Annotated in this window: 26 protein-coding genes; 6 read left to right on the forward strand and 20 right to left on the reverse strand. The window is 68.7% G+C overall.

Going from position 1 to position 23,072, the window contains the following annotated elements:
• Window positions 1–94: 94 nt before the first annotated feature.
• The 11 genes from E6C76_RS14305 to E6C76_RS14355 are packed head-to-tail and all read right to left on the reverse strand — an operon-like array spanning window position 95 to window position 8,427.
• Window positions 95–1,339 carry a BaiN/RdsA family NAD(P)/FAD-dependent oxidoreductase gene (locus E6C76_RS14305; protein WP_136348916.1) on the reverse strand — a complete coding sequence of 415 codons (1,245 nt, stop codon included), beginning with the start codon at window positions 1,337–1,339 and terminating at the stop codon, window positions 95–97.
• Between the two features lie 8 nt (window positions 1,340–1,347).
• Window positions 1,348–2,604 (reverse strand): UDP-N-acetylglucosamine 1-carboxyvinyltransferase, encoded by a 1,257-nt coding sequence (murA, locus tag E6C76_RS14310; protein WP_136348917.1) that lies wholly within the window; start codon window positions 2,602–2,604, stop codon window positions 1,348–1,350.
• The gene (locus E6C76_RS14315) at window positions 2,604–2,861 is read right to left on the reverse strand and encodes a BolA family protein (RefSeq protein WP_136348918.1); all 258 of its coding nucleotides are present in this window, start codon (window positions 2,859–2,861) and stop codon (window positions 2,604–2,606) included. Before E6C76_RS14315 ends, murA begins: the two co-directional genes overlap by 1 nt.
• Before the next feature lie 20 nt (window positions 2,862–2,881).
• The gene (locus tag E6C76_RS14320) at window positions 2,882–3,673 is read right to left on the reverse strand and encodes an ABC transporter permease (RefSeq protein ID WP_136348919.1); all 792 of its coding nucleotides are present in this window, start codon (window positions 3,671–3,673) and stop codon (window positions 2,882–2,884) included.
• Window positions 3,666–4,559 carry an ABC transporter ATP-binding protein gene (locus tag E6C76_RS14325; RefSeq protein ID WP_136348920.1) on the reverse strand — a complete coding sequence of 298 codons (894 nt, stop codon included), beginning with the start codon at window positions 4,557–4,559 and terminating at the stop codon, window positions 3,666–3,668. Before E6C76_RS14325 ends, E6C76_RS14320 begins: the two co-directional genes overlap by 8 nt.
• Before the next feature lie 19 nt (window positions 4,560–4,578).
• The gene (locus E6C76_RS14330) at window positions 4,579–4,863 is read right to left on the reverse strand and encodes an STAS domain-containing protein (RefSeq protein ID WP_136348921.1); all 285 of its coding nucleotides are present in this window, start codon (window positions 4,861–4,863) and stop codon (window positions 4,579–4,581) included.
• Window positions 4,860–5,480, reverse strand: a complete 621-nt coding sequence (locus tag E6C76_RS14335) for an MlaC/ttg2D family ABC transporter substrate-binding protein (protein ID WP_136348922.1) — start codon at window positions 5,478–5,480, stop codon at window positions 4,860–4,862. Before E6C76_RS14335 ends, E6C76_RS14330 begins: the two co-directional genes overlap by 4 nt.
• 5 nt (window positions 5,481–5,485) lie before the next feature.
• Window positions 5,486–6,361 carry an MlaA family lipoprotein gene (locus E6C76_RS14340; RefSeq protein WP_136348923.1) on the reverse strand — a complete coding sequence of 292 codons (876 nt, stop codon included), beginning with the start codon at window positions 6,359–6,361 and terminating at the stop codon, window positions 5,486–5,488.
• 7 nt (window positions 6,362–6,368) lie between these two features.
• Complete coding sequence (gene mlaD / locus E6C76_RS14345; RefSeq protein ID WP_136348924.1) at window positions 6,369–6,824, reverse strand: outer membrane lipid asymmetry maintenance protein MlaD; 456 nt, start codon at window positions 6,822–6,824, stop codon at window positions 6,369–6,371.
• The gene (gene mlaE, locus E6C76_RS14350) at window positions 6,821–7,612 is read right to left on the reverse strand and encodes a lipid asymmetry maintenance ABC transporter permease subunit MlaE (protein WP_136348925.1); all 792 of its coding nucleotides are present in this window, start codon (window positions 7,610–7,612) and stop codon (window positions 6,821–6,823) included. The genes mlaD and mlaE overlap by 4 nt, the downstream gene beginning before the upstream one ends.
• Window positions 7,609–8,427 carry an ABC transporter ATP-binding protein gene (locus E6C76_RS14355; protein WP_136348926.1) on the reverse strand — a complete coding sequence of 273 codons (819 nt, stop codon included), beginning with the start codon at window positions 8,425–8,427 and terminating at the stop codon, window positions 7,609–7,611. Before E6C76_RS14355 ends, mlaE begins: the two co-directional genes overlap by 4 nt.
• 255 nt (window positions 8,428–8,682) lie before the next feature.
• Between E6C76_RS14355 and E6C76_RS14360 the strand changes: the two genes are divergently transcribed.
• From E6C76_RS14360 to E6C76_RS14385, 6 genes are all read left to right on the forward strand, one after another.
• Window positions 8,683–9,672 carry a KpsF/GutQ family sugar-phosphate isomerase gene (locus E6C76_RS14360; protein ID WP_136349238.1) on the forward strand — a complete coding sequence of 330 codons (990 nt, stop codon included), beginning with the start codon at window positions 8,683–8,685 and terminating at the stop codon, window positions 9,670–9,672.
• Window positions 9,672–10,193 carry a KdsC family phosphatase gene (locus E6C76_RS14365; protein ID WP_136348927.1) on the forward strand — a complete coding sequence of 174 codons (522 nt, stop codon included), beginning with the start codon at window positions 9,672–9,674 and terminating at the stop codon, window positions 10,191–10,193. The genes E6C76_RS14360 and E6C76_RS14365 overlap by 1 nt, the downstream gene beginning before the upstream one ends.
• A 5-nt stretch (window positions 10,194–10,198) precedes the next feature.
• Window positions 10,199–10,777 (forward strand): LPS export ABC transporter periplasmic protein LptC, encoded by a 579-nt coding sequence (gene lptC / locus E6C76_RS14370; RefSeq protein WP_136348928.1) that lies wholly within the window; start codon window positions 10,199–10,201, stop codon window positions 10,775–10,777.
• Window positions 10,774–11,316 (forward strand): lipopolysaccharide transport periplasmic protein LptA, encoded by a 543-nt coding sequence (lptA, locus tag E6C76_RS14375; RefSeq protein WP_136348929.1) that lies wholly within the window; start codon window positions 10,774–10,776, stop codon window positions 11,314–11,316. Before lptC ends, lptA begins: the two co-directional genes overlap by 4 nt.
• 29 nt (window positions 11,317–11,345) lie before the next feature.
• Entirely contained in the window at window positions 11,346–12,122 is a 777-nt protein-coding gene (locus tag E6C76_RS14380; RefSeq protein WP_136348930.1) for an enoyl-CoA hydratase, read from the forward strand.
• 323 nt (window positions 12,123–12,445) lie between these two features.
• On the forward strand, window positions 12,446–13,009 hold the full coding sequence (locus tag E6C76_RS14385; RefSeq protein ID WP_136348931.1) for a phasin family protein: 564 nt from the start codon (window positions 12,446–12,448) through the stop codon (window positions 13,007–13,009).
• A gap of 115 nt (window positions 13,010–13,124) precedes the next feature.
• Here the strand turns inward: E6C76_RS14385 and E6C76_RS14390 are convergent, their stop codons facing one another.
• From E6C76_RS14390 to miaB, 9 genes are all read right to left on the reverse strand, one after another.
• Complete coding sequence (locus tag E6C76_RS14390; RefSeq protein WP_136348932.1) at window positions 13,125–13,886, reverse strand: lysophospholipid acyltransferase family protein; 762 nt, start codon at window positions 13,884–13,886, stop codon at window positions 13,125–13,127.
• 43 nt (window positions 13,887–13,929) lie between these two features.
• Window positions 13,930–14,463 (reverse strand): D-glycero-beta-D-manno-heptose 1,7-bisphosphate 7-phosphatase, encoded by a 534-nt coding sequence (gene gmhB / locus E6C76_RS14395; protein WP_136348933.1) that lies wholly within the window; start codon window positions 14,461–14,463, stop codon window positions 13,930–13,932.
• 10 nt (window positions 14,464–14,473) lie between these two features.
• Window positions 14,474–16,582: a glycine--tRNA ligase subunit beta gene (gene glyS, locus E6C76_RS14400; protein ID WP_136348934.1), complete on the reverse strand. Its 2,109-nt coding sequence runs from the start codon at window positions 16,580–16,582 to the stop codon at window positions 14,474–14,476.
• On the reverse strand, window positions 16,579–17,493 hold the full coding sequence (glyQ, locus tag E6C76_RS14405; RefSeq protein ID WP_136348935.1) for a glycine--tRNA ligase subunit alpha: 915 nt from the start codon (window positions 17,491–17,493) through the stop codon (window positions 16,579–16,581). Before glyQ ends, glyS begins: the two co-directional genes overlap by 4 nt.
• Window positions 17,494–17,539: 46 nt before the next feature.
• A complete protein-coding gene (gene lnt / locus E6C76_RS14410; protein WP_136348936.1) occupies window positions 17,540–19,036 on the reverse strand; it encodes an apolipoprotein N-acyltransferase in 1,497 nt (498 codons plus the stop codon).
• Complete coding sequence (locus E6C76_RS14415) at window positions 19,036–19,884, reverse strand: HlyC/CorC family transporter (protein WP_136348937.1); 849 nt, start codon at window positions 19,882–19,884, stop codon at window positions 19,036–19,038. Before E6C76_RS14415 ends, lnt begins: the two co-directional genes overlap by 1 nt.
• A 97-nt stretch (window positions 19,885–19,981) precedes the next feature.
• Window positions 19,982–20,728 carry an rRNA maturation RNase YbeY gene (ybeY, locus tag E6C76_RS14420; RefSeq protein ID WP_136348938.1) on the reverse strand — a complete coding sequence of 249 codons (747 nt, stop codon included), beginning with the start codon at window positions 20,726–20,728 and terminating at the stop codon, window positions 19,982–19,984.
• The gene (locus E6C76_RS14425) at window positions 20,712–21,704 is read right to left on the reverse strand and encodes a PhoH family protein (RefSeq protein WP_136348939.1); all 993 of its coding nucleotides are present in this window, start codon (window positions 21,702–21,704) and stop codon (window positions 20,712–20,714) included. Before E6C76_RS14425 ends, ybeY begins: the two co-directional genes overlap by 17 nt.
• Complete coding sequence (gene miaB / locus E6C76_RS14430; protein WP_136348940.1) at window positions 21,704–23,053, reverse strand: tRNA (N6-isopentenyl adenosine(37)-C2)-methylthiotransferase MiaB; 1,350 nt, start codon at window positions 23,051–23,053, stop codon at window positions 21,704–21,706. Before miaB ends, E6C76_RS14425 begins: the two co-directional genes overlap by 1 nt.
• Window positions 23,054–23,072: the final 19 nt, after the last annotated feature.

Below are 23,072 nucleotides of genomic sequence, written 5' to 3' on the forward strand. Positions count from 1 at the left end.
CGCCTGCCGTCACGGACCAGCGCAGTTTTTCTGCATATTGTCTTGCATATTCCAGAAGCACACAAGGCGAGCCACGGCCGGCCCGGCATGCCGCTCAGCGTGCGGACAGCCAGTCCAGCGCCCCCTGCCCGGCCGCCCGGCCGGAGGCGAAGCAGGCGGTGAGAAGATAACCGCCGGTGGGCGCTTCCCAGTCGAGCATCTCGCCGGCACAGAAAGTGCCCGGCAGGGCCTGCAGCATCAGGCGTTTGTCTAGCGCCTCGAAAGCCACGCCGCCGGCGGTGCTGATGGCCTCGTCGAGCGGCCGCGTGGCCGACAGCACGAGCGGCAGCGCCTTGATCGCCGCGGCCAGCGCAACCGGTTCGGCGGGCAGCCGGCGGCCCAGCACCTCGTACAGCAGTGCGGCCTTCAGGCCGGCCAGGCCGAGTTGACCCTGCAGATGGCTGGCGAGCGAACGGCTGCCGCGCGGACGGGCAAGCCGGGCCTGCACCCAGGCTGCATCGCGTACCGGCAGCAGATCGAGGCGGATCTCCACCTGCCCGGCTGCTTCCAGCGCATCGCGCAAGGGCGCCGACAGTGCGTAGACCAGGCCGCCTTCCAGCCCCGTGCGGGTCAGCAGGCATTCACCGGCACGGCTCCGCGCCTGCCCTTGCGCGTCGATAAAGGACAGCGCGATGTTTTTCAGCGGCTGGCCGGCGTGGCGGGCGAGCAGGTGGTCCGACCAGCCGCCGGTCACATCGAAGCCGCAGTTGGCCGGCCTGAGCGGCGCCACCGGCACACCGCGTGCGGCGAAGGGCGCGATCCAGCGCGCGTCCGCGCCAAAGCGCGCCCAACTGCCGCCACCCAGGGCGAACACCACCGCGTCCGACCGCTCGGTATGCTGCCCGGCCGGGCCGGCGAACAGCAGCGCGCCGGTTTCATCCCAGCCCTGCCAGCGTTCGCGCACGCGGATGCGCACGCCGGCCGCGTGCAGACGGGCGAGCCAGGCACGCAGCAAGGGCGCGGCCTTCATGCCCAGCGGAAATACCCGGCCGCTGGAGCCGACAAAGGTCTCGATGCCCAGCCCGTGCACCCAGTCGCGCAGGTCTTGCGGACCGAAGGCAGCCAGCAGCGGCCCGATCTCGGCGCGGCGCTCGCCGTAGCGGGCAAGGAAGTCCGCCGGCGCCTCGGCATGGGTGAGGTTGAGCCCGCCGCGCCCGGCGAGCAGAAATTTGCGCCCGACCGTGGGCATGGCATCGAAAAGATCGATCGCCACGCCGCCGGCCGCCAGCACCTCGGCGGCCATCAGTCCGGCCGGGCCGCCGCCCACGACGATGGCGCGGGGCGCGCCGCTTCGGCTCATCGACGGACTCAGTCCAGCCGGCGCACCTGCGCGCCGAGCGCGGCCAGCTTGTCTTCCAGGCGCTCGTAGCCGCGGTCGAGGTGGTAGATGCGCTCGATGACGGTCTCGCCTTCGGCCACCAGGCCGGCGATGACCAGGCTGGCCGAAGCGCGCAGATCGGTGGCCATCACCGTGGCGCCTTCCAGGCGCGCCACGCCCTGCACCACCGCGGTGTTGCCGTCGATGCGGATGTCTGCCCCCAGGCGCTGCAATTCCACCGCATGCATGAAGCGGTTTTCAAAGATGGTCTCGCGGATCATCGCCGCGCCTTCGGCCACGCAGTTGATCGCCATGAACTGCGCCTGCATGTCGGTGGGGAAGGCCGGGTACGGCGAGGTGCGGATGCTCACCGCGGTGAGCCGGGCGGGCGCCTTCAGGCGGATCGCGTCGCGCTCGGGGGTGACCTCGCAGCCCGCGTCCATCAGCTTGTCGAGCACCGCGTCGAGATAGCAAGACGAGGTGTTGGTCAGGCGGATTTCACCGCCGGTGGCCGCCGCCGCGCACAGGTAGGTGCCGGTCTCGATGCGGTCCGGCATGATGCGGTGGGTGGTGCCGGAAAGGCGCTCCACACCGCGGATGCGGATCACGTCGGTGCCCGCGCCGGTGATGCGTGCGCCCATCGAAACCAGGCAATTGGCCAGATCGACCACTTCCGGCTCGCGCGCGGCATTCTCGATGATCGTCTCGCCATCGGCCAGGCAGGCGGCCATCATCAGGTTCTCGGTGCCGGTGACGGTGACCATGTCGGTGAACAGCCGTGCCCCCTTCAGGCGCGGCACGCTGGCATGCACGTAGCCGTGCTCCACACGCACCTCGGCACCCATGGCCTGCAGGCCCTTGATGTGCTGGTCCACCGGACGCGCGCCGATCGCGCAGCCGCCCGGCAGGCTCACCCGCGCCTCGCCCAGGCGCGCGACCAGCGGACCGAGCACCAGGATGGAGGCGCGCATGGTCTTCACCAGTTCGTACGGCGCCACCGGATTGTCCAGCCCGGAGGCGTCCAGGGTCACGCGGTTGGCGGCGGCATCGCGCTCCACCTGCACGCCCATCTGCGCGAGGATCTTCAGCAGCGTGCCGATGTCGTTGAGTTGCGGCACGTTGGTGAAGGTGACCGGCTCACGGGTCAGCAGGGCGGCGCACAGCAGCGGCAGGGCGGCGTTCTTGGCGCCGGAGATGGCGGCTTCGCCGTGCAGGCGCACGCCGCCCTCGATCAGCAGCTTGTCCATCAGAGCCCCAGTTCCACGCGCGCCTCGGCCCATTTGGCCGGGGTGAAGGTCTGCAGTTGCAGGGCATGGATATCGTTGCCCATCAGCCTGCCCAGCGTGGCATACACCGTCTGATGCTGGCGTACGCGCAGCATGCCTTCGAAGACGGAGCTGACCACGATGCCGGTGAAGTGCACACCGTCGTCGCCCTGGATGTTCACATACTCGCAGGCCAGTCCGGCCTCGATCAGACGCTTGATTTCTTCCGCAGGAAACATGGGAATTCTCGGTTCAGGATTCAGGTACGCAGCTTGTAGCCCCTGGCCAGCAGGGCCAGGGTGAGCGCCGTGAGCAGCACGAAGGATACGCCCACCACCGCCAGGCTCAACCACGGCGAGACGTCCGAGTGGCCGAAGAAGCCGTAGCGGAAGCCGTCGATCATGTAGAAGAACGGGTTGGCATGGGAGATGCGCTGCCACAGCGCGGGCAGCGAATGGATGGAGTAGAACACGCCGGAGAGCATGGTCAGCGGCAGGATCAGGAAGTTCTGGAAGCCGGCGAGCTGGTCGAACTTGTCCGCCCAGATGCCGGCGATGACCCCGAGCGAACCGAGAATGGCGCCACCCAGCAGGGCGAAGACCAGAATCCACAAGGGGTGGACGAAGGGCAGATCGACCAGCGGCCAGGCCACCAGCAGCACGCCCACGCCGACGAGCAGCCCGCGCAGCACCGAGGCCAGCACGTAGGCCGCGTAGAACTCGCGGTAGGACAGCGGCGGCAGCAGCATGAAGATGATGTTGCCGGTGATCTTGCTCTGGATCAGCGAGGACGAGCTGTTGGCAAAGGCGTTCTGCAGCAGCGACATCATCACCAGCCCGGGCACCAGGAAGCTGCCGTAGCTCACTTCGCCATACACGGTGACGTGGCGGTCGAGCACGTGGGAGAAGATCAGCAGAAACAGCATGGCGTTGAGCACCGGCGCCAGCACGGTCTGGAAGCCCACTTTCCAGAAGCGCAGCACCTCCTTGTGCAGCAGGGTGCGGAAGCCGGTCAGCGCGGATTCGCGCGGCGGCGGCAGGAGTTCAGGCACGCTGCATGACCTCCACGAACACGCGCTCCAGATCCGGCTCGCCCAGGCGCATCTCCTGCAGGCCGGCACCGGCCTCGCGCAGGCGGGCGAGCAGGACTTCCACCTCGGCGAACTGGTCGAAGGCGAAATCCACCCAGCCGTCCTCGTCCGCGCGTCCGCCCAGCGCCACGCCGATCTGCGGCTGCGCCAGGCGGGTATGCAGCGTGTGGGTGGCGAAGCGCTCCAGCAGGTTGGCCGTGGTATCCAGCGCCACCACGCGTCCGCTCTTCAGCATGGCGATGCGCCCGCACAGGGTTTCGGCCTCTTCCAGGTAGTGCGTGGTGAGCACGATGGTGTGGCCGGCCTCGTTGAGCTTGCGCACGAACTGCCACAGCCCCTGGCGCAGTTCCACGTCCACCCCGGCGGTGGGCTCATCGAGCACGATCACCGGCGGGCGGTGCACCAGCGCCTGCGCCACCAGCACGCGGCGCTTCATGCCGCCGGAAAGCGCGCGCATGTTCACATTGGCCTTGGCGGTGAGGCCCAGACCTTCGAGGATTTCGTCGATCCACGCATCGGCGCGCAGGCCGAAGTAGCCGGCCTGGATGCGCAGCAGTTCGCGCACGCTGAAGAAGGGATCGAAGACCAGTTCCTGCGGCACCACGCCGAGTGCGCGGCGGGCCTGGCGGTAGTCGGCGACCACGTCGTGGCCCATCACCTCCAGGCGCCCGCCGTCCGGCCGCACCAGGCCGGCCAGCGCGGAGATCAGCGTGGTCTTGCCCGCGCCGTTGGGGCCCAGCAGGCCGAAGAATTCGCCCTGCCGGATCTCCAGATCCACGCCGGCGAGCGCCTGCAACCCACCGTAACGCTTGGTGAGCGCGCTGACGCGAATGGCGGGCAAGGACATCGAGCGGATAAGGGGGAAATCAGGCGTCGAGCGGCAGCAGGGCATCCACCCCGTACAGCGCGGCAAGGCTGGCCAGCCCGGCGGGCAGGCCACGCACCTTGAGTTGGTGGCCGGCGGCACGCGCGCAGCGCAGCCAGTCGAAGATCAGCGCCAGCGCGGCGGAATCGGCCGCGCTCACTGCCGAAAGATCGAGCACGCAGTCGCCAGCGGCCGCCAGGCTGCGGCCTTCGGCCAGCAGCGCGCCGGCGGTGGCCATGGTGAGGCCGCCTTCCAGGCGCAGGGTATCGCCCTCGACGCGGATCATGTGCGCGCGGCGCCCTGTTCGAGTTCGCGGTTGCGGTTCTCCAGCGAACGGATCAGCCCGTCGATGCCGCCGGCGCGAACCTCCTGGGCGAAGGTGCTGCGATAGTTGGTCACCAGGCTGACCCCGGCCACCACCACGTCGAACACCTTCCAGCCGGCATCGGTGCGCTCCAGCATGTAGTCGATGGGAATCGGCTGGGCGCCGCTCTGGCGCACCTCGGTGCGCACCTGCACGTTGGTGTCGCCGGACGCCGCGCGCAGCGGCAGGAAGGCCACGGTCTGGTCGCGGTACTGGGTGAGCGCGTTGGAGTAGGTGCGCACCAGCAGGGTCAGGAAGGCATCGACCAGGCGCTGCTGCTGCTCGGGGGAGGCCTCGCGCCAGTCGCGTCCGACCGCCAGCATGGTCATGCGGCGGAAGTTGAAATGCGGCAGTACCTTGTCGTGCACCAGTGCCATGACCTTGTCCGGGTCGCCGCTGCGCACGCCGCGGTCCTGGCGCACGATCTCCAGCACCTCGTTGGTGACGCTGCGCACCAGTTCGTCGGGCGGGGTGATCGAAGCCTGCGCCGGCAGCACGCCGGCAAGAAACATGCAGATACCGAATACAAAGGCTCTCATTGTCTTCATCGTCCGTGTTGGGGGAGCGGCGCGGCCGACAGCGGACCGACGCTGCCCGGTTCGACCAGTTCCAGCCGGCTGACCGCCGCCTCGGCGGCCACCGCGGCGATCCCGCCGGAAGTGCCCGGCGCGTGGGCGCCATCGAAATCCTCGTACTCGACCGGCGGGTTGCCGTCATGAATTTTGTAGCGGCGCTGCTGCAGGTAGAAGTCGCGCATGTAAGCGTACTTGTCGAGCGTGGCGCCTTCCAGCGCGCGTTCTGCCGGCAGCAGGGTGGCGCGCAGCTGCACCGCGTCCAGCGCAAGCAGGCTGTTGCGGGTGGGCACGTGGTCGATTCTGCTGACGCCGTTGGCGCTGAAGTCCAGCGGCGTGGCGGTGGCATCGCGCAGCGTGCGCGGACCGAAGAACGGCAGCACCACGTAAGCCCCGTCGCCCACGCCCCAGACCGCCAGGGTCTGGCCGAAATCCTCGTCGTGCTTGGGCAGGCCGGCCTCGCTGGCAATGTCGAACAGCCCGGCGATGCCGAAGGTGGTGTTGAACAGGAAACGCATCCAGTCGGAAAAGGCCTCGCCGGGTTTGCCCTGCAGCAGGTTGTTGAGGCCGATCCACGGATCGGTCAGGTTGCTGAAGAAGTTGTGTACGCCGGTCCTCACCGGCTTGGGCGTGGCCTTTTCGTACACCTGCGCGACCGGCTTGGCGATGGCCTTGTCCACGCCCTCGTTGAAGGAGAACATGGCGCGGTTGTAGCCTTCGAGGGGATCATCCGGATTGCGCGGCGTGCTGGCGCAGCCGCTGGCCAGGACGACGATACAGGCCGCGGCGGCAAGGCCGCGCGCGCCGCCGGAAACAAGCTTGAACTGCGCTGCATGCTTTGACTTCATGCTGCCCTCACTCCGCTGCGCGGTTGAACATGAACTGGCCGATGAGCTTTTCCAGCACCACCGCCGACTGGGTCATCTGCACCGTGTCGCCGCCCTTGAGCACCTCGACGTCGGCACCGGGTTCCAGGCCGAGGTACTGCTCGCCGAGCAGGCCCGAAGTCATGATGGTAGCGATGGTGTCGCGCGGGAACTCATAGCGCGCATCCACGCTGAAGTGGACCACGGCGCGATAGGTCTGGGGATCGAAGCGGATGTCCGACACGCGGCCGACCACCACCCCGGCGCTCTTCACCGGCGCGCGCACCTTGAGTCCGCCGATGTCGTCGAACGGCGCCTGCAGCACATAGCTGGGCGCACTGTTGAAGCCCGCGAAGCTGCCCACCTTGAGCGACAGGAACAACAGCGCGGCGGCGCTGATGACCACGAAGAAACCGACCCACAGGTCGAGCACGGTACGGCTCATGATTGACCCCGGAACATGAAGGAAGTGAGGATGAAGTCGAGCGCCAGGATGGCCAGCGCCGAACTCACCACGGTGCGTGTGATGGCGCGCGACACGCCTTCGGCGGTGGGCGCGCAGTCGTAGCCTTCGAACACCGCGATCAGCGACACCGCGACGCCGAAGACGACGCTCTTGATGACGCCGTTGACGACGTCGTAACGGAAATCCACCGCGGCCTGCATCTGCGACCAGTAGGCGCCTTCGTCGATGCCGATGAACACCACGCTGATCAGCCAGCCGCCGAGGATGCCCATGGCGGAGAACAGCGCGGCCAGCAGCGGCATGGAGATCACCCCGCCCCAGAAGCGCGGCGCGACCACGCGGGCGATGGGGTTGACCGCCATCATGTCCATGGCGGTGAGCTGCTCGGTGGTCTTCATCAGGCCGATCTCGGCGGTCACCGCCGAGCCCGCGCGGGCGGCGAACAGCAGGCCTGCCAGCACCGGCCCCAGTTCGCGCAGCAGCGACAGGGCCACCATGGTGCCGGTGGCCTCGCTGGAGCCGAAGCGCTGCAGGATCTCGTAGCCCTGCAGCCCCAGCACCAGGCCGACGAACAGGCCGGACACCAGAATGATCAGCAGCGACAGCACGCCGGAGAACCAGAGTTCGCGGATGGTCAGGTGCAGCCGGCGGAAGGACTGGCCGGAATACAGCAGCACCAGAAACAGGAAGCGCGTGGCGAAGCCCAGCCGCCATACGCCGTTGACCACGCGCGCGCCGATGCGGCGCAGCAGATTCGGCGCGCTCATCGTCCGCCCTCCCCGAGCAGGCTCTCGCCGATCGGCACGGCAGGATAGTGGAACGGCACCGGGCCGTCGGCCTCGGCATGGACGAACTGGTGCACGAAGGGGTCGGCCGACGCGCGGATCTCGTCCGGCGTGCCCTGGGCGACGATGCGCCCGTCGGAAACGAAATAGACGTAATCGACGATTTCGAGCGATTCGTGGATGTCGTGGGTGACCATGATCGAACTGGCGCCCAGGGCGTCGTTGAGCTTGCGGATCAACTGGCCGATCACGCCGAGCGAGATCGGGTCCAGTCCGGCAAAGGGTTCGTCATACATGATCAGCATGGGGTCGAGCGCGATGGCGCGCGCCAGCGCCACGCGGCGCGCCATGCCGCCGGAAAGCTCGCCCGGACCGAGCGCCTCGGCGCCGCGCAGGCCCACCGCGTTGAGTTTCATGCGCACCAGATCGCGGATCATCTCGGCCGGCAGGTCGGTGTGCTCGCGCAGCGGAAAGGCCACGTTGTCGAATACCGACATGTCGGTGAACAACGCGCCGAACTGGAACAGCATGCCCATGCGCCGGCGCAGCGCGTACAGCGCGTCGCGCGACAATCCGCCGAGCTCGTGGCCGGCCACGCTCACCTGTCCGGCAGAGGCGCGCAACTGACCACCGATCAGGCGCAGCAGCGTGGTCTTGCCGCAGCCGCTGCCGCCCATGATGGCCACCACCTGGCCGCGCCGCACGGTCAGGTCGATGCCGCGCAGCACCTCGCGTTCGCCGTAGGCGAAACGAACACCGCTCAGGCTCACCAACAGGTCGTCTGAATGTTCAGTCACGTGCGTATCTGGTCTTCTTCAGCAAGGGGCGAATGCCCCTGTGGCATATGCAAGCGGGAAAACAGAATCATCCGCCCGCACTCGTCGCAAGGCGCGAGTGTAGCAGAGAGCGCATACATCTTCCTGTAACCGATGTTGCATCGCACCGACTGCGCCCCACCCGGGCGCCGCAGGTGTAAACGCCGTGCGATATACTTTCCGCCCCGACTTTCCGCCCCGCGCATGCGAGGCACCGCCGTCTCCAGCCAGGTCACGATGAACCCAGCCCAGCCCCGCGCCCCTTCCCAAGCCGCCGAACTCGCACGCCGTGTGCTGCGCATCGAGGCCGACGCGGTGGCCGCGCTGGCCGAGCGGGTCGGTGCGGAGTTCGAACGCGCGGTGGAACTCATCCTCGCACGCAGCGGGCGGGTCATCGTCACCGGCATCGGCAAGTCCGGCCACGTCGCCCGCAAGCTGGCCGCCACGCTGGCCAGTACCGGCACGCCGGCCTATTTCGTCCACGCGGCGGAAGCCGCCCATGGCGACCTCGGCATGATCACCCCCGAGGACGTGGTGATCGCGCTGTCCAACTCCGGCTCCAGCGAGGAATTGCTCACCATCGTGCCGCTGGTCAAGCGCCAAGGCGCGCGGCTGATCTCGATGACCGGCAACCCGGCCTCGCCGCTCGCGCGCGAGGCCGACGTGCATCTGGACGCCGCCGTCGCCGAGGAAGCCTGCCCGCTCAATCTCGCCCCCACCGCCAGCACCACCGCCGCGCTGGCGCTGGGCGACGCGCTGGCCGTCGCGCTGCTCGACGCGCGCGGCTTCGGCGCAGAGGATTTCGCCCGCTCGCACCCCGGCGGCGCGCTCGGCCGCCGCCTGCTCACCCATGTGCGCGACGTCATGCGCCCGCCCGAAAAGGTGCCGACGGTCAGCGGCGCAGCCAGCCTGTCCGAGGCTCTGCTGCAGGTCACCAAGGGCGGCATGGGCATGACCGCGGTGGTCGACGACCAGGGCCGCCCGGTGGGCATCTTCACCGACGGCGACCTGCGCCGCGCGCTGGAAAAGGGCTGCGACGTGCGCAATGCGCGGCTGGACGGCTGGATGAGCCGCTCTCCGCGCACCATCCAGCCCGACGCCCTGGCGGTGGCCGCGGCCGAGATGATGGAACGCCTGCGCATCAGCCAGCTGCTCGTCGTCGATGCCGACGGTCGCCTGACCGGGGCGCTCACCACCCACGATCTGATGCTCGCCAAGGTCATCTGATGCGCACATCCCGCTCCCCCGCCAACCTGCGTCTGATGGGCTTCGACGTCGATGGCGTGCTCACCGACGGCAGCCTGTACTTCACACCCAACGGCGAGGAAATCAAGGTGTTCTCCAGCCTCGACGGCCACGGCCTGAAGATGCTGCAGGGCGCCGGCATCGAAGTCATCATCATCAGCGGCCGCGCCTCGCGCGCGCTGGAACTGCGCGCCGCCAACCTGGGCATCGCCGAACTGCACATGGGCATCGAGGACAAGCGCGCCTGCATGGACGCCCTGCTCGCCCGCCGCGGTCTGCAACGCGCGCAGGCCGGCTACATGGGCGACGACGTGGTCGACCTGCCCGTGCTCGGCATCTGCGGCTTCGCCGCCACGCCGGCCGACGGCCACCACTTCGTGCGTGCCCACGTGGACTACGTCGCGCGCCACAACGGTGGCCGCGGCGCGGTACGCGAGGTGTGCGAACACATCCTCGCCAGCCAGGGCCGCCTCGACGCCCTGCTCGCCGCCTACCTGGACTGAGCGGCATGCGTACCCACCTGCACCGCTTCTACCCCATCGCCGCCCTGGCGCTGCTGGCGGGCGCGACCATCTGGCTGGAACGCATCAGCGCCCCGACCGAAAGCCGTACCCCGATCGCCGAACGCGGCAAGGCGGATTTCTCCGCGGACAACACCCGCCTGGTCAGCTACAGCCCCCAGGGCCGGCAGCGCTATGAGTTGCTGGCCGACCACATCGTGCACTACCCGCACACCGACATCACCGAACTCACCCAGCCCCGCCTGCGCCACAACGCCGCCGACAGCGTGCTCTACCTCACTGCCAACAGCGGCGAGGCCTACCGCAACGGCGACGAGGTGCTGCTGCGCGGCGACGTGCGCGGACGCCGCAGCACGCCCGGCCAGGCCGATTCCACCTTCCGCTCCGAGTCGCTGACGGTCTGGCCGGACGACCACCGCGCGGAAACCAAGGACCCGGTGGTGCTCACCCGCGGCACCACCGTCATCCACGCGCAGGGCATGCGCGCCGACAATCTCTTCGGAACCCTGCACCTGCCCGGCAGGGTCAACGCCACCATGCCGCGCAGCGGCCGGAACCCGCCATGAACCGTCCAGTCAGCACCGCCCTGCTCTGTCTCCTGACGCTCGCCGCCATGCCGGCGCTCGCCGAGCGCGCCGACCGCGAACAACCGGTCAACATCGAGGCCAACCAGGTCAACGTGGATGACCGGACCAAGACGCACATCTTCGAAGGCGACGTCATCCTCACCCAGGGCACGCTGCAGATCCGCGGCGACAAGCTGGTCGTCACCCAGGGCGCGGACGGCTTCCAGACCGGCGTGGCCACCGCCCTGGACAACCGCCTGGCCACCTTCCGCCAGCGCCGCGAAGGCACCAACGAATACGTCGAGGGCGAGGCCGAGCGCATCGAATACGACAGCCGCACCGAGCGCGCCCGCCTTTTCGTGCGCGCCCTCGTCAAGAGCGGCGGCGACGAGGTGCGCGGCAACTTCATCGAGTACGACGCGATCAGCGAGAACTACGTGGTGACCAACGCCCCGGGCAGCTCGCCGCAATCCGGCGGACGCGTGCGCGCGGTGATCCAGCCCAAGGGCGCTGCCAGCCCCACCGCTCCCCAGCAGTAACCCGTAGCCCCACAACTCGAGGAGACCGCATGAGCTACACCCACATCCTGGTCGACACGCGCGGCCGCGTCGGCCTGATCACCCTGAACCGCCCGCAAGCCCTCAACGCGCTCAACGACGCGCTGATCGATGAAATCGGCCTGGCCCTCGACGGCTTCGAGGCCGACGAGAACATCGGCGCCATCGTCATCACCGGCTCCGAGAAAGCCTTTGCCGCCGGCGCCGACATCGGCGCGATGGCCGGCTTCTCCTACATGGACGCCTACAAGGGCGACTACATCACGCGCAACTGGGAACGCGTGAAGACCTGCCGCAAACCGGTGATCGCCGCGGTGGCCGGCTTCGCGCTGGGCGGCGGCTGCGAACTGGCGATGACCTGCGACCTGCTCATCGCCGCCGACACCGCCAAGTTCGGCCAGCCCGAAGTCAAGCTCGGCATCCTGCCGGGCGCCGGCGGCACCCAGCGCCTGCCGCGCGCCGTCGGCAAGGCCAAGGCCATGGACCTGTGCCTCACCGCGCGCTTCATGGACGCAGCCGAAGCCGAACGCGCCGGCCTGGTGTCCCGCGTGGTGCCGGCCGACAAGCTGCTCGACGAGGCGCTGGCCGCCGCCGAAACCATTGCCGGCTACTCCCTGCCGGTGGTCATGATGATCAAGGAATCGGTCAACCGTGCCTACGAAAGCAGCCTCGCCGAAGGCCTGCTGTTCGAGCGCCGGCAATTCCACGCGGCCTTCGCGCTGGAAGACCAGAAGGAAGGCATGGCCGCCTTCGTGGAAAAGCGCAAGGCGCAGTTCAAGCACCGCTGATCCAGGGCACCGCGGCCGGCAGGCCGCCCGCCCGAGCCGGCCTTCATGGCCGGCTTTTTCGTGCCCGCCAGCCTGCCCGGCACACGCAACGCCCACGCTGGATTGCGATACCCATTCTGGGGAATCGGCAGGCTTCCTGGCAGACAACCACAACATTGGTTAACCGTTTGAATCGACTCATTGAAACAGAGTGCTGCGACGCACCAGATGTCGCTTGACTTGGCAAGGGGTGCACCTATAATCGGATGCATGATGCACCGCAGCAATTCCATCCGGAATTGCAGGCGCATTGAAATCCACCCAAATCAATGAAGGAGATCCACATGGTTGCCACCCCCGAACAGTTCGCCGCCTACAACAAAGCCAACATCGAAACCCTGCTGACCCTGGCCAACAGCGCCTTCGCCAACGCCGAGCGTCTGGCCGCGCTGAACCTGAACACCGCCCGCTCCCTGCTGGAAGACGGCGTGTCCAACGCCAAGGCCCTGCTGGCCGTCAAGGACGCCCAGGAGCTGATCAGCCTGCAGACCTCGCTGGCCCAGCCGCTGGTCGAGAAGGCCGTGGCCTACACCCGCAGCGTGTACGAGATCACCTCGCAGAGCCAGGAAGAAGTCTCCAAGCTGCTGGAAGCCCAGGTCGCCGAACTGAACAAGGGTGTCGCCACCGCGCTGGACAAGGCCGCCAAGTCCGCGCCGGCCGGTTCCGACGTGGCCGTGGCCGCGGTCAAGTCCGCCATCGCCGCCGCCAACAGCGCCTACGACAGCCTGAGCAAGGCCGCCAAGCAGGTCGCCGAGATCGCCGAAGCCAACGTGGCCGCCGCGACCAACGCCACCGTGAAGGCCGTCAGCACCGGCACCAAGACCACCGCCAGCAAGAAGGCTGCCTAAGCCTTCCCTGCCGCGCGCTCCGGGCTCTCCGCCCGGATATGAAAAAGCCCCGCTCCGGCGGGGCTTTTCATTTTGTGCGACGCGCGCGACGCCGCCCGGCAAGGCGGCCGGACGCTCAGTCGGCTGCCGCGTCCCCGGCCTGCTGCGGCGCCTTTCCGTCCTGATAATGGTGCGGGAACAGGCGGTGCATTTCCGCCTCGATCCAGCGCTCCGCCTCGGCATTGATCGCCTCGGTCCGCCGGCCCGTGGTCTGGATCACCGGCCCGATGCTCACGGTGATCTCGCCCGGACGCTTGAAGAAGGCATTGCGCTGCCAGAACTCGCCGGCATTGTGCGCCACCGGCACCACCGGCACCCTGGCGCGCCGGGCCAGCAGCGCGCCACCCGGCTTGTAGCGCCGGGTGGCGCCCGGCGCCACCCGCGTGCCCTCGGGGAACACCACGATCCAGTATCCCTCCTTCAGGCGTTCGCAGCCCTGCTCGATCACCTGCGCCAACGCATCCTTGCCGGCGGCGCGGTCGATGGCGATGCCGGGCACCTGCGCCAGCGCCCAGCCAAAGAAGGGAATGCGCAGCAACTCGCGCTTGAGCACGAAGCACAACGGCGGAAAGATCTTCTGGAAGGCGATGGTTTCCCAGGCCGACTGGTGCTTGGCGAGGACCACCGCAGCGCCCGCAGGAATGTTCTCCCGCCCGATGACCCGGTAACGGATGCCCAGCACGTGCCAGATGAACCACTGCATGAGCGGCGCCCAAAAAGTGATCAGGCGGTGGCGCACACGCGCGGAAAACGGAAACAGCAGCGTGCCGAAGATGGCATACGGCAGCGTCACCACGACGAGGATCAGGGCGAACAGAACGGAACGGAAGACGAACACGGGCGGGAATTCCCAAAAAGCCGCCGGACGCGGCGGAGCACCGTCAGGCGGTGAGGTCGGCCACCAGCGTGGCCAGGTCGGGATAGATTTCGGTGCCCGGCGGCAGGTCCGGGTCCTCCCGGGTTTTCTGCCCCTTGCCGGTGAGCACCAGGTAGGGCTTGCAGCCCACCGCCAAGCCGGCCTGCAGGTCGCGCAGGCTGTCGCCGACCATCGGCACGCCTTCCAGGGGCACGTTGAAGCGCGCGCCGATCTCGCGCAGCATGCCGGGGCGCGGCTTGCGGCACTCGCAGGTGGAATCCGCCGCGTGCGGGCAGAAGAAGATCGCGTCCAGGCGGCCGCCGGCCTGGGTCAGGCTCTTCACCATCTTTTCGTGGATGGCGTTGAGCGTGTCCATGCCGAACAGCCCACGCCCCACGCCCGACTGGTTGGTCGCCACCACCACCCGCCAGCCCCACTGGTTGAGGCGGGCAATGGCTTCCAGCGAGCCGGTGATCGGCTTCCACTCGTCCGGCGATTTGATGAACTGGTCGGAATCGTGGTTGATGACGCCGTCGCGGTCGAGGATGATCAGCTTCACGGCATGCGCCTCAGGCGGACAGGCGGGAGATGTCGGCGACGCGGTTCATCAGCCCGGCCAGCTGGTTGAGCAGGGCCAGGCGGTTGGCACGGGTGAGCGGTTCCTCGGCCATCACCATGACCTCCTCGAAGAAGCGGTCCACCTCGGCACGCAGGCCGGCCAGCACGCACAGCGCGTCGGCGTAGTCCTCGTTGTCCACGTGCGAGCGCACCAGCGGCGCGACTTCCACGACGCGGTGGAACAGCGCCTTCTCGGCCGCCTCCTGCAACAGCGCAATGTCCGGCTCGCCCAGCGTGCCTTCCGCCTTCTTCAGGATGTTGACGATGCGCTTGTTGGCGGCGGCCAGCGCCTCGGCCTCCGGCAGGGCGCGGAAGGCGCGCACGGCATCGAGCTTCACCGGGACCAGGTCGATGCGCGCCGGGCGCAGGGCGAGCACCGCGTCGATCACGTCCGGCGCATGGCCGGGCTGCTGCTCGTCGCCGCGCAGCAGATGGCGCAGGCGCTCGAAGAGGAAATCGAGCAGTTGCGCGCGATGGCCCTCGACGCTCAGCAGGCCGGGCTTGAAGCCGGCGGCGGCCTCGTCGATGAGTTCGTCGAGAGCCAGCGGCAGCGGCGTTTCGATGAGGATGCGCAGCACGCCGAGCGCGGCGCGGCGCAGGGCGAACGGATCCTTGTCGCCGGTGGGCACCAGGCCGATGCCGAAGAAGCCGGCCAGCGCGTCCAGCTTGTCGGCCAGCGCCACGGCGGCGGCGATGTTGCCGGCCGGCAGCGCGTCGCCGGCGAAGCGCGGCTGGTAATGCGCCTGGATGGCATCGGCAACCACTTCGCCCTCGCCGTCGGCCAGCGCGTAGTAGCGTCCCATGATGCCTTGCAGTTCGGGGAATTCGCCGACCATCTCGGTGACCAGATCGGCCTTGGCCAGCCGCGCGGCGCGCCGTGCGGCGGCCTCGTCCGCGCCCAGGCGGGCGGCGATGCGGCCAGCCAGCGCTTCCAGGCGCTCGACGCGTTCCAGCACGCTGCCGAGCTTGTTGTGATAGACCACGTTGCCCAGGCGCGGCAGGCGGGAGTCGAGCTTGTGCTTCTTGTCGGTTTCGAAGAAGAAGCGCGCGTCCGACAGGCGCGGACGCACCACGCGGGCGTTGCCGGAGACGATGTTGGCCGGGTCGCTCACCCGCATGTTGGAGACGATCAGGAAGCGGTTCTGCAACTTGCCGGCGGCGTCGAACAGGGGAAAGTACTTCTGGTTGGCCTGCATGGTGAGGATCAGGCATTCCTGCGGTACGGCGAGGAATTCGGCCTCGAATTCCCCGACGTACACCGTCGGGTGCTCCACCAGCGCGCTCACTTCGTCGAGCAGGTCGGCATGCTCGCCCAGCTGCGCGCCCAGGCGCGCGGCCTCGGCCAGCAACTGGCGCTCGATGTCGGCGCGCCGCTCGGCGAAGTCCGGCACCACCTTGCCCTCGGCCAGCAGCGTGGGCTCGTAGGCTTCCGCCGTGGCGATGTCGATGTCGCCCCGGCTCATGAAGCGGTGCCCGCGCGTGGTGCGCCCGGCATCCAGGTCGAGCACGCGGCCCGGCACCACGTCGGCGCCGTGCAGCATCACCAGCTTGTGCACCGGGCGCACGAAGGTGGCCTCGCCATCGCCCCAGCGCATCACCTTGGGGATCGGCAGCGCCTTCACCGCGTCCTGCACGATGCCGGCGAGCACCTGGGCCAACTGCGCGCCAGCCACGGTGGCGGTGTGGAACAGCGCCTCGGCCTTGCCGTCGAGGCGGCGTTCGAAACCGGCCACGGCCTCGGCGGGAATGCCCTTGGCCTCCATCTTCTTCCGCAGCGCGGGCGTGGGTTTGCCTTCCGCGTCCAGCGCCACGGACACCGGCATCAGCTTCTCGGTGACTTCCTGCGCCTCCGCCTGATCCAGCACACCGGGCATCACGATGGCGATACGGCGCGGACTGGCGAACCAGCGGAAGCCGGCGCCGGCATCGGCCAGGCCGCGGGCCTTGAGGCCCTCGGCAATCTTGCCGGCAAAGGTTTCGCCCAGGCGCGGCAGGGCCTTGGGCGGCAGTTCCTCGGTGAGCAGTTCGACGAGCAGGGTGGCTTGCTTGCGGGCCGTCATTGCGCGGCCTCCTTGTTGTTCAGCATCGGGAAGCCGAGCGCTTCGCGGGATTCGAAATAGGCCTGGGCGACGGCGCGCGACAGGTTGCGGATGCGGCCGATGTAGGCGGCACGCTCGGTCACCGAGATGGCGCCGCGCGCGTCCAGCATGTTGAAGGTGTGCGCGGCCTTCAGCACCAGCTCGTAGGCCGGCAGGGCCAGGCCGGCTTCCATCACGCGCCTGGCCTCGGACTCGTAGTTGGCGAACAGCGAGAACAGGAATTCGACGTTGGAATGCTCGAAGTTGAACTTCGACTGCTCCACCTCGTTCTGGTGGAACACGTCGCCGTAGCTCACCCTGGAGCCGTCCGGGTACACCGCCCACACCAGGTCATAGACGTTTTCCACGCCCTGCAGGTACATGGCCAGGCGTTCCAGGCCGTAGGTGATCTCGCCCAGCACCGGCTTGCAGTCCAGCCCGCCGACCTGCTGGAAGTAGGTGAACTGGGTGACTTCCATGCCGTCCAGCCACACTTCCCAGCCCAGGCCCCAGGCGCCCAGCGTGGGGTTTTCCCAGTCGTCCTCGACGAAGCGGATGTCGTGCACGCCGGGGTCGATGCCCAGCGCGCGCAGGCTGTCCAGGTAGAGTTCCTGGATGTTCAGCGGCGAGGGCTTGAGTACCACCTGATACTGGTAGTAGTGCTGCAGGCGGTTGGGGTTCTCGCCGTAGCGCCCGTCCTTGGGGCGGCGCGAGGGCTGCACGTAGGCGGCGTTCCACGGCTCCGGGCCGATGGCGCGCAGGAAGGTGGCGGTGTGGCTGGTGCCGGCGCCCACTTCGAGATCGTAGGGCTGCAACAGCACGCAGCCGCGTTCGCCCCAGAATTGCTGGAGCGTCAGGATGACTTGCTGGAAGGTCGGTTTCTGAACGGACATGGTAGCGGGCGGCGGGAGCCGCGCGGCGGACGCAAAGACGTGGATTTTACTGGCATTTGCCGGCGTGCGGGGCGCGGCGGCGGCAGGCCGCGAACAGAACGCCCAACGCCCCCAGCGCCAACGCCGGCCAGTCGGCCCAGCGCGCATAGGGCGTCAGCCCCTGATGGCCGCGCACCTCGGCGTGCAGCGCGCCTTCGCGGAAGGCAGGCAGCACGGCCTGCACCGAGCCGTCCGGCAGCACCACCGCGGTCATGCCGGTGTTGGTGGCGCGCAGCATCGGCCGGCCGGTTTCCAGCGCGCGCGCGCGGGCGATCTGCAAGTGCTGGGGCTGGGCGAAGGAATCGCCGTACCAGGCCAGATTGGAGAGGTTGAGCAGCAGCGTGGCCTCGGGCAGGGCGTGCAGCAGTTCGGCGCCGAACAGGTCCTCGTAGCAGATGTTGATGGCCACGCGCTGCGCGCCCAGGCGCAGCGGCGGCTGCGCGGCGGGGCCGCGCGTCTGGTCGGACATGGGGATGTCCGCCAGGCGGTAGAACCAGCCGAACAGCGGCGGCGAATACTCGCCGAAGGGCACCAGATGGCGCTTGGCGTAGGACTGCACGGGCGAGCGCCCGGCGCTCAGCGCAGCGTTGAAGATGTTGCCCCCGGCATCGCGGGTGAACACGCCGAACACCACGTCGCCGCCGGCCGCGCGCATGCGCTCGCCGAACAGGTCGAGATAGCCCTCGGGCAACTGTTCGGCGAGCAGCGGCAGGGTGGTTTCCGGCAGCACCACCAGTTCCGCCGGGTTTTCCTCCAGCAGGCGCAGGTTGGTGCGCAGCCAGTCGAGCAGGCGCTCGGGCTGCCATTTCAGCCCCTGCTCGATGTTGGTCTGCAACAGGGCCACGCGCAGCGGCTCGCCTGCCGGCGCGGTCCACGCCACCCGCCCGAGCGCGGCGCCCGCCACGCCCACCGCCAGCAGCACGGCCAGCGCCGGCCCGGCGTTCGTCAGCCGGCGCCACGGCAGAAAGGCCAGCACGGCCGCGCACAGCGCCACCAGCCCGCCCACGCCATACACCCCCAGCACCGGAAAATAGCCGGCCAGCGGACTGGGCGGCAGCTGCGTATAGCCCACCGCCAGCCACGGGAAGCCGGTGAGTAGCCAGCCGCGCAGCCACTCGCCGAGCAGCCACAGACCGGCGAACAGCGCCGCAGGCGCGAGCACGCCGCAGGCGGGGCGCAGGCGCACGAACAGCGCACCGGCCAGCGCGGGAAAGAGCGCGAGATAGCCGCTGAACAGCACGATGGCGAGCCCGGCCAGCGGCGCAGGCATGCCGCCGTAGCGGTGGAGCGCGACGTACAGCCACGACACCCCGGCCAGGAAGGCGCCCAGCCCCCACAGCCAGCCGAGCAGGAAGCCCCGCTTCGCACCGTCGGCGCGCGCCAGCAGGGCGGCCAGCGCGGCGAGCGCCACGAAGGCGGCCGGAAACAGCTCGAACGGCGCATGGCCGAACACCGAGAAGGCGCCGGCGCCGAAGGCCAGCGGCAGGGAGAAGCGCGCGCGCATCAGCCGCCGACGATTTCCGGCGGCACGCCGGCGCGCTCCACCAGCAGGGTATGCACCCGCCGGGTGTCGGCGCGCAGCACCTGGATATGCAGGCCATCCACGGCCAGCGTTTCGCCGCGCTGCGGCAGGTGGCCGAAGCGGTGCATCAGCAGACCGCCGATGGTGTCGTATTCCTCGTCGGCCAGTTCGGTGGCGAAGGCGGTGTTGAAATCGGCGATCTCGGTGGTGGCCTTGACGCGGTAGCGCCCCGGACGCACCAGGCGGATGTTGTCGCCGCCGTCGTCCAGATCGTATTCGTCCTCGATGTCGCCGACGATCTGTTCCAGCACGTCCTCGATGGTCACCAGCCCGGCCACGCCGCCGTATTCGTCGACGACGATGGCCATGTGGTTGCGGCTGACGCGGAATTCGCGCAGCAGCACGTTGAGGCGCTTGGATTCCGGCACGAACACGGCCGGCCGCAGCATGGCGCGCAGGTCGAACTCGCGCCCGGCAAAGTAGCGCAGCAGATCCTTGGCGAGCAGGATGCCGGCCACGTCGTCCTTGTTCTCGCCGACGGCGGGGAAGCGCGAATGGGCGGTGTCGATGACGAAGGCGGCGATTTCGTCGATGGGGTCGTCCAGGCGGATCACGTCCATCTGGGCGCGCGGCAGCATCACGTCGCGCACCTGCATTTCGGAGATCTGCAGGGCGCCTTCGATGATGGAGAGCACGTCGGCTTCGAGCAGGTTGCGCTCGCAGGCCGCGTGGAGCTGCGCGATAAGCTGCTCGCGGTCTTCCGGCTCGCGCCCCATCAGGGCGGAGAGCCGTTCCATGAAAGTCGGTTTACTGGGGGGGCTACTGTCCATCTCGCATGGCAGGTAAGGAATCAGGGGTGGGCAGCCACCAGCACGCTCCGTGCTGCCCTGCGCACGCCTGACGCCTCACCGCGCGCACCGGCACCCTTCAGGCATACGGATCGGGATATCCCAAGGCGGCGAGAATCTCCGTTTCCAGCGCCTCCATGGCCGCCGCGTCGGTGTCGGCGTCATGGTCGTATCCCTGTAGATGCAGCATACCATGCACCACCAGGTGGGCGTAGTGGGCCTCCAGGTCCTTGCCCTGCGCGGCGGCCTCGCGCGCCACCACGGGCACGCACAGCACCAGATCGCCCGCCAGCGGGGCGCCGGCCGCGGCCTCGGCGGGCAGGCCCTCGCCGTAAACGAAGGTGAGCACGTTGGTGGCGTAGTCCTTGCCGCGATAGTCGCGGTTGAGGGCACGGCCCTCTTCCTCGCCGACCAGGCGCACGGTGACTTCGGCGTCGCGGCGCAGCGCGGCGCGCGCCCAGCGGCGGATGCGGTGCTTGCGCGGGGCGAACGCCTTGTCGGCCTCGCCGAGCGCTTTCTGCACGGTCAGCGCGAGTTCGGGTTCATGCGCGGGCGCAGGCAGTTCGCCGAGCTCCACCGGCGCGGCGTCGTGATGCGCATCGACGCGCAGGGTGAGCAGGTTGCAGGCGCCCGGCAGCACGCCGATGAAGGGCGTGCCCTCGTCGCTCTGCGCCTCGATGTCGAGGTCGCCCCAGGCCTGCGCAGGAAAGTCGATGACCACCCTGCGGCCGCGCCCCAGGTCGATTTCCAGGCGCTCGGCGGCGATGCGCCGGGGCTTGCCGTCGGCGTCGTAGGCGACGATCCGGGTTTCAGGATTCTTCGCCATGCGGGCGCTCCTTGTCGGCGGGACGCTGGGCGGCGCGCCGGTCGTAGGCTTCGACGATGCGCATCACCAGCGGATGACGCACTACGTCTTCCTTCTGGAATTCGGTGAACGCGATGCCGCGCACGCTGGCCAGCACCTCGCGCGCTTCCAGCAGGCCGCTGCGGGTGCCGCGCGGCAGGTCGATCTGCGTGGCGTCGCCGGTGACCACCGCCTTGGCGCCGAAGCCGATGCGGGTGAGGAACATCTTCATCTGCTCGGGCGTGGTGTTCTGCGCCTCGTCGAGGATGATGAAGGCGTGGTTGAGGGTGCGCCCGCGCATGAAGGCCAGCGGCGCGACCTCGATGGCGCCGCGCTCGAACAGCTTGGCGGCGCGGTCGAAGCCCATCAGGTCGTACAGCGCGTCGTACAGTGGACGCAGATAGGGATCGACCTTCTGCGCCAGATCGCCGGGCAGGAAGCCCAGGCGCTCGCCGGCTTCCACTGCCGGGCGGGTGAGGATGATGCGCTCGACCTTCTCGCGCTCGAAGGCATCCACCGCGCTGGCCACCGCCAGATAGGTCTTGCCGGTGCCGGCCGGGCCAATGCCGAAGGTGATGTCGTGCTCCTGGATGTTGCACAGGTATTCGACCTGGCGCGGCGTGCGGCCGTGCAGTTCGTGCTTGCGGGTGAGCAGCGTGGGCGCGGCGCTGGATGCGCCGGCGGCTGGTTCGGCACGCGTGGCGATCTCGATCAGCGCCAGTTGCAGGTCGTCGAGCGACAGATGGGTGTCGGCCTTGGCGTAGAAGCCCTTCAGCGCCTCCACGGCGCGCCCCACCGCGGCGGGTTCGCCGCCGAAGGTGAAACGCTCGCCGCGCCGGGCGATGCTCACGTCCAGCGCGCGCTCGATCTGCCGCAGGTTTTCGTCCAGCGCACCGCACAGATTGGCCAGGCGTTCGTTGTCCACCGGCTCCAGTACCAGCTCCACGGCTTCGCTCATCAGGACTCCCGCAGCAGGATTTCCCCGCGCAGGCTGTGCGGCAGCGCGGCGGTGATGGTCACGTCGACGAACTGGCCGATCAGCCGGTCGCGGTTCGGCGACAGCGCGGGGAAATTCACCACGCGGTTGTTCTCGGTGCGCCCGGCGAATTCGTCCGCGCTCTTCTTCGACGGCCCTTCCACCAGAATGCGCTGCACGCTGCCCACCATGGCCTGACTGATGGCCTGGGCCTGGTCTTCCAGCTGCTTTTGCAGGCGGGCCAGCCAGCGCAGCTTGGTCTCCTGCGGCACCGGGTCTTCCAGATCGGCGGCGGGCGTGCCGGGGCGCGCGCTATAGACGAAGCTGAACGAGGTATCGAAATTGAGTTCCTCGACCAGCTTCAAGGTTTTCTCGAAATCCTCCTCGGTCTCGCCGGGGAAGCCCACGATGAAGTCCGAGGACAGGGACAGATCCGGCCGCGCGGCGCGCAGCTTGCGCACCACCGACTTGAATTCGAGCACCGAGTAGCCGCGCTTCATCGCCGCCAGCACGCGGTCGGAGCCGGACTGCACCGGCAGGTGCAGGTGCGAGACCAGCTTGGGGATGCGGGCGTAGGCCTCGAACACGCGCGGCGTCATCTCGCGCGGATGCGAGGTGGTGTAGCGCAGGCGCTCGATGCCGGGGATGTCCGCCACGCATTCGAGCAGGAAGGCGAAATCGCCGGTTTCGTCGCTGTCGCGGGAAAGCGTGCCGCGCCAGGCGTTCACGTTCTGGCCCAGCAGGGTCACTTCCTTGACGCCCTGCCCGGCCAGCCCGGCCACTTCGGTGAGGATGTCCTCCAGCGGGCGCGAGACTTCCTCGCCGCGCGTGTAGGGCACCACGCAGAAGGTGCAGTACTTGGAGCAGCCTTCCATGATGGAGACGAAGGCGCTCGCGCCTTCCACGCGCGCCGGCGGCATGGCGTCGAACTTCTCGATCTCCGGGAAGGAGATGTCCACCTGCGAACGCCCGGAACTGCGCCGCGCCTGGATCAGCTTGGGCAGGCGGTGCAGGGTCTGCGGGCCGAACACCACATCCACATACGGCGCGCGCGCCACGATGGCCTCGCCTTCCTGGCTGGCCACGCAGCCGCCCACGCCGATGATCAGCTCCGGCCTGGCCTGCTTGAGGTGCTTGACCCGGCCGAGGTCGTGGAACACCTTTTCCTGCGCCTTCTCGCGCACGGAACAGGTGTTGAAGAGGATCACGTCGGCCTCTTCCGGGTTGTCGGTCTTTTCCAGCCCCTCGGCCACGCCGAGCACGTCCGCCATCTTGTCGGAGTCGTACTCGTTCATCTGGCACCCGAAGGTACGGATGTACAGCTTCTTCATCTAGGCTCGCACCACTATC

The sequence above is a fragment of the Pseudothauera nasutitermitis genome, from assembly GCF_004801295.1.
GTDB lineage: Bacteria > Pseudomonadota > Gammaproteobacteria > Burkholderiales > Rhodocyclaceae > Pseudothauera > Pseudothauera nasutitermitis.